Annotated in this window: 13 protein-coding genes; 12 read left to right on the top strand and 1 reads right to left on the bottom strand. The window is 62.3% G+C overall.

Annotated elements, in window-relative coordinates; translation table 11 throughout:
* Positions 1-41: 41 nt before the first annotated feature.
* Both NUX07_RS07300 and NUX07_RS07295 read left to right on the top strand, forming a co-directional pair.
* Positions 42-776: a phosphatidylserine decarboxylase gene (locus tag NUX07_RS07300; protein WP_265529916.1), complete on the top strand. Its 735-nt coding sequence runs from the start codon at positions 42-44 to the stop codon at positions 774-776.
* Positions 773-1,555, top strand: a complete 783-nt coding sequence (locus NUX07_RS07295; protein ID WP_265529915.1) for a CDP-alcohol phosphatidyltransferase family protein — start codon at positions 773-775, stop codon at positions 1,553-1,555. The genes NUX07_RS07300 and NUX07_RS07295 overlap by 4 nt, the downstream gene beginning before the upstream one ends.
* Here the strand turns inward: NUX07_RS07295 and NUX07_RS07290 are convergent.
* Positions 1,518-1,757 carry a hypothetical protein gene (locus NUX07_RS07290; RefSeq protein WP_265529914.1) on the bottom strand — a complete coding sequence of 80 codons (240 nt, stop codon included), beginning with the start codon at positions 1,755-1,757 and terminating at the stop codon, positions 1,518-1,520. The two genes, NUX07_RS07295 and NUX07_RS07290, sit on opposite strands and share 38 nt — an antisense overlap.
* A 264-nt stretch (positions 1,758-2,021) precedes the next feature.
* Between NUX07_RS07290 and rpsB the strand changes: the two genes are divergently transcribed.
* From rpsB to NUX07_RS07240, 10 genes are all read left to right on the top strand, one after another.
* Complete coding sequence (gene rpsB, locus NUX07_RS07285; protein ID WP_265529913.1) at positions 2,022-2,774, top strand: 30S ribosomal protein S2; 753 nt, start codon at positions 2,022-2,024, stop codon at positions 2,772-2,774.
* Positions 2,775-2,915: 141 nt separating this feature from the next.
* Complete coding sequence (gene tsf / locus NUX07_RS07280) at positions 2,916-3,836, top strand: translation elongation factor Ts (protein WP_265529912.1); 921 nt, start codon at positions 2,916-2,918, stop codon at positions 3,834-3,836.
* A 142-nt stretch (positions 3,837-3,978) separates the two neighbouring features.
* Positions 3,979-4,701, top strand: a complete 723-nt coding sequence (gene pyrH / locus NUX07_RS07275) for a UMP kinase (protein ID WP_265529911.1) — start codon at positions 3,979-3,981, stop codon at positions 4,699-4,701.
* A 6-nt stretch (positions 4,702-4,707) separates the two neighbouring features.
* Positions 4,708-5,262 (top strand): ribosome recycling factor, encoded by a 555-nt coding sequence (gene frr / locus NUX07_RS07270; RefSeq protein ID WP_265529910.1) that lies wholly within the window; start codon positions 4,708-4,710, stop codon positions 5,260-5,262.
* Positions 5,259-6,011: a polyprenyl diphosphate synthase gene (gene uppS, locus NUX07_RS07265; protein ID WP_407696146.1), complete on the top strand. Its 753-nt coding sequence runs from the start codon at positions 5,259-5,261 to the stop codon at positions 6,009-6,011. The genes frr and uppS overlap by 4 nt, the downstream gene beginning before the upstream one ends.
* The gene (locus NUX07_RS07260) at positions 6,008-6,640 is read left to right on the top strand and encodes a phosphatidate cytidylyltransferase (protein ID WP_265529909.1); all 633 of its coding nucleotides are present in this window, start codon (positions 6,008-6,010) and stop codon (positions 6,638-6,640) included. The genes uppS and NUX07_RS07260 overlap by 4 nt, the downstream gene beginning before the upstream one ends.
* A complete protein-coding gene (locus tag NUX07_RS07255; RefSeq protein WP_265529908.1) occupies positions 6,637-7,782 on the top strand; it encodes a 1-deoxy-D-xylulose-5-phosphate reductoisomerase in 1,146 nt (381 codons plus the stop codon). Before NUX07_RS07260 ends, NUX07_RS07255 begins: the two co-directional genes overlap by 4 nt.
* On the top strand, positions 7,779-8,900 hold the full coding sequence (gene rseP / locus NUX07_RS07250) for an RIP metalloprotease RseP (RefSeq protein WP_265529907.1): 1,122 nt from the start codon (positions 7,779-7,781) through the stop codon (positions 8,898-8,900). The genes NUX07_RS07255 and rseP overlap by 4 nt, the downstream gene beginning before the upstream one ends.
* Before the next feature lie 112 nt (positions 8,901-9,012).
* On the top strand, positions 9,013-11,598 hold the full coding sequence (gene bamA, locus NUX07_RS07245; protein ID WP_265529906.1) for an outer membrane protein assembly factor BamA: 2,586 nt from the start codon (positions 9,013-9,015) through the stop codon (positions 11,596-11,598).
* The gene (locus NUX07_RS07240; protein WP_265529905.1) at positions 11,598-12,200 is read left to right on the top strand and encodes an OmpH family outer membrane protein; all 603 of its coding nucleotides are present in this window, start codon (positions 11,598-11,600) and stop codon (positions 12,198-12,200) included. Before bamA ends, NUX07_RS07240 begins: the two co-directional genes overlap by 1 nt.

Here is a 12,200-nt window from a genome sequence, read left to right as displayed (position 1 = left end):
AGGTGATTGTTTCTACGCTTTTCGCGCCCTAAGGAGCGCTAATGTCCGAACTCAAAGACCCCGATAGCCATCTGACCGCCGTCAAGTGGCGCTTCCCCTCGGTCCACCCCGAAGGTCGCAAATTCGTCATCATCTCGGCGGCGATCACGCTGCTCCTGTTCTGGCTGCTGCCCGATCTGTTCGGGTGGCTGTTTGTCGGCATCACCATCTGGGTCGCGGCCTTCTTCCGCGATCCGATGCGCACGACACCGCTTGGCCCCAAGGTCGTGATTGCGCCCGCTGACGGATTGGTCACGATGATCACCAAGGTGCCGCCGCCGCCCGAACTGGCAGAAGAGGGCGGCCTGACCGATCCCGAATATACGCGCGTTTCAATTTTCATGAGCGTGTTCGATGTGCACATCAATCGCTCGCCGATCGCCGGTACGATCCGCAAGATCGCCTATATTCCGGGGGCGTTCCTCAACGCCGATCTCGACAAGGCGAGCGAGGATAACGAACGCCAGCATTTTCTCGTCGAGCGCGAGGACGGCGTGAAGGTCGGCTTTACCCAGATCGCAGGCCTAATCGCGCGCCGCATCCTGACCGATCGCAAGGAAGGCGACATCGTGGAAGCGGGCGAACGCGTCGGCCTTATCAGGTTCGGAAGCCGCGTCGACGTTTACCTTCCGATGGGGACGGGCAGCCGCGTGTTGCTTGGCCAGCGCACGATCGCGGGTGAGACAGTGATCGCGGAATTGGGCCTGGACAAGGCGCTTCCGGGGCGTAGCGCGTGAGCGATCCCGCCGCCGTCGACATTAAACCGGGACGCGGGCTACCGTTTCGGGCCGTGGCGCCAAATGCGATTACCGCCGCGGCGCTATGTCTCGGCCTGACGGGCATCCGCTTTGCGGTCGACGGCAATTGGGAAGTGACACTCTACTGCATCATCGGCGCCGGCGTTCTCGACGGTCTCGATGGCCGGATTGCGCGATTGCTGCGCGCCGCCAGCCGTTTCGGCGCCGAGCTCGATAGCCTGTCGGACAATATCGCGTTCGGCGTTGCACCGGCGCTGATCCTGTTTCTCTGGTCGCTGCAATATGCGCCCAAGTTCGGGTGGATCGCGAGCCTCGCGCTGGCGGTCACCTGTGCGCTCAGGCTGGCGCGCTTTAATGCGCGCATCGACGCCGATGACCAGCCGCACAAGTCGGCGGGGTTCAATACAGGCGTTCCTGCCCCGACCGGCGCAGGGCTGGCTTTCGTGCCAATGTATCTGTGGCTCCTGACCGAGCAGGATATCTTTCGCGATTGGTTCGTCGTGATGCCCTGGGTGCTGTTCGTCGCGCTGCTGATGATCAGTTCGATCCCGACGTTCAGCTGGACTTCGCTGCGCTTGCGCCGATCATGGCGCATTCCGGCGCTGGCGGGGGTCGGGCTCCTGGTTGGCGCGCTGATCACCGCCCCGTGGCTGACGCTGCTTGCGATCAGTGCGCTTTACCTCGCGCTGCTGCCATTCAGCATTGCTAGTTACGGCCGGGTCAAGCGGCGGCGCGCAGATCGCCTTTCCGCGGGTTGAGATTGGCCGCGAGCGGGGCGGGGGATGCACCCGCCCGCGGCAGCCAGCGCACCGTCACCGCAACGGGGGCATGTTGACCCGCAGCCTTTAACGACCGACCTTGGAGCGCAGCCCGGATCTTGGCTCCGTCATGGCGCCAGATATGAGCAAAAAGGACAGTCAGGCCGAGGGATATGGCGGCGAACAGCAGGCTGGCGATCATCGGTGTCTCCAAGAGTTTGTCGTTGTCGTTCTGTCTTTGTTCTCGTGCCTTAGTTCCACTTTTGTTCTCATCTTGTCAAGCGCCTTCTCCAAAATGGAGGTAAGCGCCTGAGCGGGCGCGAGATTTTGCGGGTGATTATGGGCTTGTAACGGGCGCTCTTACGCGTTAGACGCGCGCCCATCTCGCAGACAGAGCCACCATACCGGTGCTTTCCGCAAGGGAGGTTACAGGCACTGTCGAGGTTGAACCGGAAGGAGAAAGACTATGGCGACCAATGTCGTCACGATGCAGCAATTGCTAGAAGCCGGATCGCATTTCGGCCACCAGACCCACCGTTGGAACCCGCGCATGAAGCCGTACATCTTCGGCGCACGCAACGGCGTCCACATCATCGACCTGTCGCAGACCGTGCCGCTTTTCGCGCGTGCGCTCGATTTCGTGCAGCAGACCACGGCACGCGGCGGCAAGGTCCTGTTCGTCGGCACCAAGCGCCAGGCGTCGGAAGCCGTCGCTGAAGCAGCGGCCAGCTGCGGCCAGTATTACGTCAACCACCGCTGGCTCGGCGGCATGCTGACCAACTGGAAGACGATCTCGAACTCGATCAAGCGCCTGAAGACGCTCGAAGAGCAGCTGTCGGGCGACACTGCCGGCCTGACCAAAAAGGAAGTACTCCAGCTGACGCGTGAGCGCGACAAGCTCGAGAAGAGCCTTGGCGGCATTCGCGACATGGGCGGCCTGCCCGATGTCATGTTCGTCATCGACACCAACAAGGAAGAACTGGCCGTCAAGGAAGCCAACGTGCTTGGTATTCCGGTCATCGCGGTGCTCGATTCGAACTCGGATCCCAACGGCATCGCCTTCCCGGTACCCGGCAATGACGACGCCAGCCGCGCCATCCGCCTTTACAGCGACGCTATCGCCAATGCCGTGAAGATCGGCCGCGGCGATCAGGCGGCTGCTTCGGGCGAAGACATTGGCGCGATGGAAAATCCGCCGGCCGAAGCAGCGACCGCCTAAAACGGACGGTCTTGTCGTCCGGTATGGACGACACCATTTATAGGGTAACGGTCGGCGCCATGATTGGCGTCGGCCCTTTCCCGTAAAAACTCCCCAGAAGACCTCGCACGATGAAGGCGGGGCGATGAAAGGAATAGCGACATGGCAATCTCTGCCGCTCAGGTGAAAGAACTGCGCGACCGTTCGGGCGCGGGCATGATGGACTGCAAGAAGGCGCTCGCCGAAACCGACGGTGACATTGAAGCCGCGGTCGACTGGCTGCGTACCAAGGGTCTCGCTGCTGCCGCCAAGAAGTCGGGCCGTACCGCGGCCGAAGGTCTTGTCGGTGTTGCGGTCGACGGCACCAAGGGTGCGGTCGTCGAGGTCAACTCGGAAACCGACTTCGTCGCCAAGAACGAGAAGTTCCAGGAATTTGTCGGCCAGGTCGCTGAACTGGCGCTCCAGGCCGATGGCGACATCGAAAAGCTCAAGGGCATGCAGATGGCCTCGGGCGGTTCGGTCGAAGAGGTGCTTACCGACAACATTGCGACGATCGGCGAGAATCAGTCGCTGCGCCGCACCGTCACCGTTGCGGTGAACGAAGGCGTCATCGTCAGCTACGTGCATAATGCCGTCGCCACCAACATGGGCAAGATCGGGGTGCTGGTCGCGCTTGAAAGCAGTGCCGACAGCGCGGCGCTCGAAGCGCTGGGCAAGCAGATCGCGATGCACATCGCTGCTGCCAACCCGCAGGCGCTCGACGCCGATGGCCTCGACCCCGAGCTGATCGCGCGCGAGCGTGAGATCGCCAAGGCAAAGGCGATCGAAAGCGGCAAGCCCGAAAACATCGCCGAGAAGATGGTTGAAGGCGGCATCGCCAAGTTCAAGAAGGAAAACGCACTTCTCTCGCAGCTGTTCGTGATCGACGGCAAGACGCCGGTCGCCGACGTGATTGCGGCCGCCGGCAAGGATGCGGGCGCTGAAATCAAGCTGACCGCCTACGAGCGCTTCCAGCTCGGTGAAGGCATCGAGAAGGAAGAAAGCGACTTTGCTGCCGAGGTGGCCGCAGCCGCTGGCCAGTAAGGCTTTTCCTTCGCGAAACAAAAAAGGGGGCGTGTTCCGGCATCGGGATGCGTCCCTTTTTTGTGAGATTACTTGGCCATCCGCCCTTGGCAGTAGGGCAGGGCGGCCCTAAACAGCTTTCCCAGTCCGACACGGAGATTTCATGACGCGCCCCCATTTCGATCGCATCCTTCTGAAGCTCTCTGGCGAAGTGCTGATGGGCAAGGGCGAATTCGGCATCGATCCCGACATGGTCGGCCGCATGGCGCAGGAAATCGCCGACGCAAAGAATGCGGGGCATGAACTTTGCATCGTCGTCGGGGGCGGCAACATCTTTCGCGGCATCGCCGGCGCGGCCAAGGGCTTCGACCGCGCGAGCGCCGATTACATGGGCATGCTCGCCACCGTGATGAATGCGCTCGCGCTGCAAAACGCGCTCGAGAAGATTGGCGTCGACACACGGGTCCAGTCGGCGATCCCGATGGCGAGCGTGTGCGAACCTTACATTCGCCGCCGCGCCGTGCGGCATATGGAGAAGGGGCGCATCGTCATCTTCGCCGCGGGTACGGGCAATCCCTATTTCACCACCGACACGGCAGCCGCGCTACGTGCTGCTGAAATGGGGTGCAACGCGCTATTCAAGGGTACCAGTGTCGACGGCGTCTACAGCGCCGATCCCAAAACCGATCCCGACGCCACGCGTTATGACAGCGTCACTTTCGGCGACGTGCTGTCGAACAATCTGAAAGTCATGGATGCCGCCGCCGTGGCGCTGTGCCGTGACAACAATATCCCGATCGTCGTCTTCAACATCCGCGAGCAAGGCAACATGGCCGATGTCCTCGGCGGCGAAGGCACCGCGACGATCGTCAAGAACAAGGAGTAGGGGCATATGGCTTACGACAAATCCGACATTTCGCGCCGCATGGATGGGGCGGTGGAATCGCTAAGGCACGACCTTGCGGGCCTGCGCACGGGTCGCGCGTCGACGGCGATGCTCGATCCTGTCCAGGTGGAAGTCTACGGCGCGATGATGCCGCTGAACCAGGTGGCGACGGTGTCGGTGCCCGAACCGCGCCTCATCTCGGTGCAGGTGTGGGACAAGAGCAATATCGGACCGGTCGAAAAGGCGATCCGCAATGCAGGGCTCGGCCTGAACCCGGTCGCCGACGGGCAATTGCTGCGCCTGCCGATCCCCGATCTTACCGAGGAACGCCGCCGCGAGCTCGCCAAGCTGGTCAGCCAGTATGGCGAAAAGGCGAAGATCGCCGTGCGCAACGTGCGCAAGGATGGTAACGATCACATCAAGGCCGATGAAAAGGCCGGAGAATTCGGTGAAGACGAGCGCAAGCGCCTCGAGGCCGAAGTGCAGAAGCTCACCGACGACAAGGTCGCCCAGATCGACAAGCTGGTCGAGGCCAAAGAACAGGAAATCATGACGACGTGAGTGCGCTGAGCGCCGATGACAAAGGCGCTGAGGCCGTTGAGACGGGTGCGGGTGTCACGCCTCGCCACGTCGCCATCATCATGGATGGCAACGGGCGCTGGGCCAAGAAAAAGGGCTTGCCACGTGTCGCAGGGCACCGGCAGGGCGCCGAAGCCGTGCGCAAGACGCTGCGTGCCGCCGTGGAGGCAGGTGTCGAATGCCTGACGCTCTACGCCTTCAGTTCCGAAAATTGGCGGCGTTCGGAAGAAGAGGTCAGCGATCTCAAGGGATTGATGCGCTATTATCTCGAGCGCGAACTCGACGAACTTGAACGCGAAGGCGTGCGGCTGTCCTTCATCGGCAACCCCAGCCGCTTCGGCGAGGAACTGTGGGGAAAGCTCCAGGCGGCTTCCGAGCGAACGGCGAAGAATGACAAGCTGCATCTGGTGGTGGCGCTCAGCTATGGCAGTCGTGATGAGATTGTCGGCGCTGCGCGCAAATTGGCGCAAGAGGTTGCGGCGGGCAAGCGCGACCCGAATTCGATCGACGAAGCCAGCTTTGATCTTGCGCTACAGTCGCATCACCTTCCCGAGCTCGACCTTCTCATCAGGACGTCAGGCGAAGTGCGACTGTCGAACTTTCTCCTGTGGCAAGCGGCCTATGCCGAACTGCTGTTCCTCGACATGTACTGGCCCGATTTCGACGAGGCCGCCTTCCACGATGCGATCGCCGCCTACGGCCGTCGCCAGAGGAGGTTTGGCGGCCGGTGAACAATCTTACCATTCGGATCCTGTCCGCCATCGTGATGGTGGGCGTGGCGCTCGCCGCGACGTGGCAGGGCGGGATGCTTTTTGCCGTCTTCGTGGCTGCCGTTGCTACCGCGGTCTATTGGGAATGGTGGCGCATGGTGCGCGGCTGGAACGGGCTGTGGAAAGTCGGTGGTTTCTTCTATGCCCTCATCCCGGCCGTCGCGCTCCTTTACGTCCGTGAACAGGTTCCCGATGGTTTCGATCTTGTCATCTGGGTCTACCTGGTCACGTGGGGCACCGACATTGGCGGCTACGCGTCGGGCAAGATGATCGGCGGGCCCAAGCTGGCGCCGGCTTTAAGCCCTAACAAGACGTGGGCCGGTCTGATCGGCGCGATGGCGATGGCCGGCTTTTTCGGTGCGCTGTGGGCCGATCTCAACGATCTGAGCGCGCATCTGTTCTGGTTGGGCGCGCTCTTTGCACTGGGTGCGCAGATCGGCGACCTGTTCGAAAGCGGCTTGAAGCGCAAGGCAGGGATCAAGGACAGCAGCAACCTCATCCCCGGCCATGGCGGTGTTTTCGACCGGGTGGACGGTCTCCTCATAGTTGCTACGCTGACGGCACTGTTGGTGATGTGGAACTGGGTATGAAGCGGATCGCGATTTTGGGCGCGACGGGTTCGGTGGGAACCTCGACGCTCGACCTGGTCGAGCGCGAACCTGATCGCTTCAAGGTGGTCGCGGTCACCGCCGCGAGCAATGTCGAAGCGCTGGCCGATGCCGCGCGCCGGACCAATGCCGAATTGGCGGTGATTGCCGATGCGGGCAAGCTGCCTGCACTCGAGGCCGCGCTAGCCGGCACCGACTGCCGGGCGGCAACGGGCGATGACGCGCAAGATGAAGCGGCCTGCATGGCCGACCTGGTCATGGCGGCCATCGTCGGCACGGCGGGGATGAAGCCGGTGATGTCCGCGATCAAGGCGGGCGTCACGGTCGCGCTCGCCAACAAGGAGTCGCTGGTCACGGCAGGCAGGCTGATGATGGACGAGGCGCGTCGCCGCAATGTTGCCATCCTGCCGGTCGACAGTGAGCATAATGCGATTTTCCAATGCCTTGGCGGCCGCGACTGCGATGACGTGGCTCGGCTTATCCTCACCGCGAGCGGGGGACCGTTCCGCACCAAGAGTGCCGAAGAAATGGCGGCCATGTCACCCGCGCAGGCGGTCGCGCACCCCAACTGGTCGATGGGTGCCAAGATCTCGGTCGATAGCGCAACGATGATGAACAAGGGTCTGGAACTGATCGAGGCACACCACCTCTATGGCCTGCCATCCGAGCAGATCGACATCGTCGTCCACCCACAATCGATCGTGCACAGCCTCGTCGAATTCATCGACGGGTCGCAACTGGCGCAGCTGGGGCCTTCGGACATGCGCATCCCGATTGCGCATGCGCTGGCCTATCCCGATCGCATGGAGACGCCATGCGAGCGCCTTGACCTGGCAAAGGTTGGCGAATTGACCTTCGAAGCACCCGACCCCGAGCGTTTTCCGGCGTTGCGGCTGGCGCGCGCCGCGCTCGAAGCCGATGCATCGCGCCCGATCGTGCTGAACGCGGCCAACGAGGTTGCGGTCGCATCGTTCCTCGACGGCAAGATCGGATTCGCCGAGATCGCTGCGCGGGTCGAAGATGCGCTTGAAAAGATTGACGTCGCCGCGCCCGGCAGCATCGACGACGTAATCGCGATCGATGCGGAGACGCGCGCGCGCACGAGCGAAAGGATCGTCGCATGATCCTCGACCAACCGCCGATCTGGCTGATCATCATTGCCTTCATTGCCGCGCTTGGCCCGCTGATCTTTTTTCATGAGCTGGGCCATTATGGCGTGGCGCGCCTGTTCAAGGTGCCCGCGGAAAGCTTCTCGATCGGCTTCGGCAAGGAAGTGTTCGGCTGGACCGACAAGCGTGGCACCCGCTGGAAGGTCGGTGCGCTACCGCTTGGGGGCTATGTGAAGTTCGCCGGCGATGCCGATGCGGTCAGCACGCATGGCGAGGACGATGACAGCGATCCGAGCCATTTCCATAACCGGCCTGTGCACGAACGTTTCCTGATCGTACTCGCCGGTCCGGTGGCCAACTTCATCCTCGCGATCCTGATCTTCGCGGCGCTGTTTTCGATCGTCGGCGTGGCGCAGACGAGCACCGTGGTGGGCGAGGTAGTCGACGAAAGCGCGGCTGCCGACATGGGCATCCGGTCGGGCGACCGCATCGTCTCGATCGACGGGCAGGCCACGCGCCAATTCGACGATGTCACGCGCATCGTGGTGCTGCGACCCGAAGAAACCGTCGAAGTGGTGGTCGAGCGCGACGAACGGCAGGTCGTGCTCGAAGGGCAGTTGGGCGCTGTCGAGCAGACCGACGATTTCGGGCAGAAAGCGATCATCGGTCGCCTTGGCGTGGCCTCGGCAGAAGCGCAATTCGACCGGCTGGGACCGGTCGCGGCCGTGGGCGAGGGGGCCCGGCGGACCGTCGGCTTCACCCGATTCATCTGGGACGGCGTGGTCCAGATCGTCACCGGCAGGCGTTCGGTCCGCGATTTGGGCGGTCCGATAAAAATGGCGCAAATCAGCGGACAGATGTGGGTGCTCGGTCTTTACAGCTTCGTCTTTCTGGCAGCGATGCTGTCAATTAATCTGGGATTCATCAACCTCTTGCCAGTGCCGATGCTCGATGGCGGTCATCTTGTCTTTTACACGATCGAAGCGATCAAGCGCAGCCCGGTATCGGAGCGCGCGCAGGAATGGGCTTTTCGGGGTGGGCTTGCCGTCCTTCTCGCTCTATTCCTCTTCCTCACCCTCAACGATCTGGTGTCGGTAGGGGTGGTTGATCGTCTCGAACGCTTGATTGGTTAGCCTGCTTGAGGCAGGGGGGCGCAACGTGAATTACAGGCCGCGCGGAAACGGCGGCCGAACAAGAAGGATGGCGGGGATTTTGGTTCAGCTTCACACTCGTTTCGCAAAGCGTATGACGTCGGCCCTGATGGTCGGTACGATGCTCGCAAGCCCCGCTTTCGCGCAGGACGCCGATCCGCTCGCGCCGCAGCCGACTCCGCAGAACATCCAGCTCGGCGAGATCGAGCAGGAAGTCGGGATGATCCGTTCGATCCAGGTGACCGGCGTGTCGCGTATCGAACCGGAAACGGTCATCGCCTATTCGGGGCTGCGTCCGGGCGATGAATATACGGCGGAAACGCTCGATGTCGCGCTTCGGGCGCTTTACGACACCGACCTGTTCCGCGATGTCATCATCACCGGTGCCGATACCGGCCGCCTGCTGATCCAGATTCAGGAAAATCCGGTCATCAACCGCATCATCCTCGAGGGAAATCGCCGCCTGAAGGATGACAAGATCGCGCCGGAAATCCGCAGCGCGCCGCGCCAGATCTTCACCCGCGAAGGTGTCCGCGCCGACGTCAACCGCATCATCGAACTCTACAAGCGCGAAGGCCGCTTTGCCGCCGTCGTCGAGCCGCAGATTGTCGAGCTCGACCAGAACCGCGTCGATCTCATCTTCGAGATCAGCGAAGGCAACCAGTCCAAGATCCGTTCGATCAACATCATCGGCAACGAGCAGTTTTCCGATGGCAAGCTGATCAAGGAAATGTTCAGCCGCGAAGCAGGCGGGTTCCTCGGCTTCCTCAAGTCGAACGATACCTATGATCCCGATCGCCTTGCGGCCGACCAGCAGGTGCTGCGCGCCTTCTACCTGACGCAGGGCTATGCAGATTTCCGCGTCGTGTCGGCGCTGGCGGAATTGACGCCGGACCGTGAAAACTTCGTCATCACCTACGTGGTCGAGGAAGGCCCGCGCTACAAGGTCGGCGTCGTCGATGCCGATAGTGCGCTGCGCGACTTCCCCAATGAGCGTGTTCTCGAGGCGATCGACATCAAGGAAGGCGACTGGTTCAACGCCGAGCGCAACGAAGAGAATATCGACCGTCTCAACCAGGTGGCCGGTCTTCTTGGTTATGCGTTCGCCGACGTCAGCCCGCGTTACTTCCGCAACGCCGAAGAACGCACCATCGACCTGACGTTCCGCGTCGGCGAGACGCCGCGCGTCTATGTCGACCGCATCAACATCAACGGCAACACGGTGACGCGCGACAAGGTTATCCGCCGCGAGTTCCGTATCGCCGAAGGTGATGCCTTCAACGCCGCGGCCATCCGCCGCTCCGAAGACCGTGTGAAGAGCCTTGGCTTCTTTCAGGAAGAATTGGCGATCGAACAGGAGCAGATCGGTAACGACCGCGTCGCGCTCAACCTCGATGTCGAAGAGCGCTCGACCGGACAGATCCAGTTGTCGGCGGGCTTCTCCAGCCTCGAAAGCTTCCTGCTGTCCGCCTCGATCGCGCAGACCAACTTCATGGGCAAGGGCCAGCAGCTCTCGGCCGGGGTAAACTGGTCGCGCTATTCGCAGTCGGTGCAGCTTGGCTTCGTCGAACCCTATTTCCTCGGGCGCCAGATCCTGCTTGGCGGCGACATCTATCACCGCGATTTTTCAAGCTTTAACTTTATCGGGAACGAGCGCAACACGACCTACAGCCAGGTTTCGACCGGCGGCGGTCTGCGACTGGGCTTCCCGGTGACCGAATATCTTTCGTTCGGGACGCGCTATCGCCTCGTTAACGACAATATCGACCTCGCGCGCAACATCTTCTTCAGCGATCTCGACGGCAATGGCACCGTCGATGACGACGAGTGCGATCCGCTGCTCGCCGGTCGCTATCTTTGCGACGAGCTTGGTACGCGGGTGACGTCGGCAATCGGCTACACGCTTGCGTATAACGACACCGATGGTGTCCGCGCGACGCGCGGTCAGCGCTTCAGCGTCGGGCAGGATTTTGCCGGCTTGGGCGGCGATGTGAAATATCTGCGCAGCACCGCGAATGCCGCCAAGTTCTTCCGCCTGCCGGCCGACTTCATCCTCTCGATTTCGGCCGAAGGCGGCTACATTTTCCCGCTCGAAGAGGAAGACAGCGAGTTCCGCGATGCCATCCGCCTGACCGACCGTTTCTTCGGCCCGCAGACCTTCCGCGGGTTTGATATTCGCGGTGTCGGGCCGCGTGTCGAACGTGTGCCCTACGACGGCAATGGCGAATTGATCATCGATAACGAGGACCGCCTCGTGTCCAACGCGCTCGGCGGCCGCGCTTATTACTTCGGTCGCGCCGAACTCGACATCCCTGTGGGTGCCAGTATCCGCAACCTCGGCCTGCGGCCGTCGGCCTTCGTCGACGTCGGTTCGGTCTGGAGCCTGACCGCCCCCGAACTCACCAACATTATTGCGACCTGTTCGCCAACCGATGCCAACCTGGGCGATGCCTATGAGATCACGGCGCCCGGCGAGCAGTGTCAGACCGGATTTGTCCGGTCCAACGGTTTCGCGGAATTCTTCCGCGGTAACTCGCCGGAGCCCCGCCTGTCGGTCGGCATCGGCGTGAACTGGGTATCGCCCTTCGGCCCGCTGCGCCTCGATCTGGCGCACGCACTTCTCAAGCAAGAGGGTGACGATACCCGTCTCTTTTCCTTCAACGTAGGAACCCAGTTCTAATGACCAAATTTTTCGCACCGGCGCTGGCCGCCGCAGCTGCCATGCTGCCCGCCACTGCCTCCGCCCAGCAGCTTCCCGATGCCAAGGTAGCCGTCGTCGACGTCGAAACCGCAGCGCGCACTTGCACCGCTTGTGCCGTGGCATGGGCCAACATCGAACAGCAGGTCCAGCAGGCGCAGGCCTTCGAACAGCAGGTGTCCACGCCGCTGCAGACCGAAGGCCAGCAGATCCAGGCCGAAATCCGTGCGCTCAACGGCGCGCAGCCCGGCGAAGCGCTGCAGCAGCGTGCGGCGGCATTCGATCAGCGTCGCCAGCAGGCCGCGCAGCAGATCCAGCAGCGTCGTGCCACGCTGCAGCGTAACCAGAATTACGTCCTGCAGCAGATCAGCGCGCAGCTCGAGCCGGCTTACACCGCCGTGCTGACCGCCCGCCGCGCGCACCTCATCCTGCCCAAGAGCTCGGTGATGGCGCATTCCTCGGCAGTCGACGTCACCAATGACGTCATCGCGCAGCTCAACCGGACGCTGACGACGGTCGCAACCGTTGCGCCGGCACCGCAGCAGCCCGCCGCGCAGCCGACGACGCCGACCGACGGTCGCTAA

It is taken from the genome of Sphingomicrobium marinum, assembly GCF_026157105.1.
In the GTDB taxonomy this organism is placed as follows: Bacteria; Pseudomonadota; Alphaproteobacteria; order Sphingomonadales; family Sphingomonadaceae; genus Sphingomicrobium; species Sphingomicrobium marinum.
Note: the sequence above shows the minus strand (reverse complement) of the source record. Positions and strands in the feature narration are given on the sequence as shown.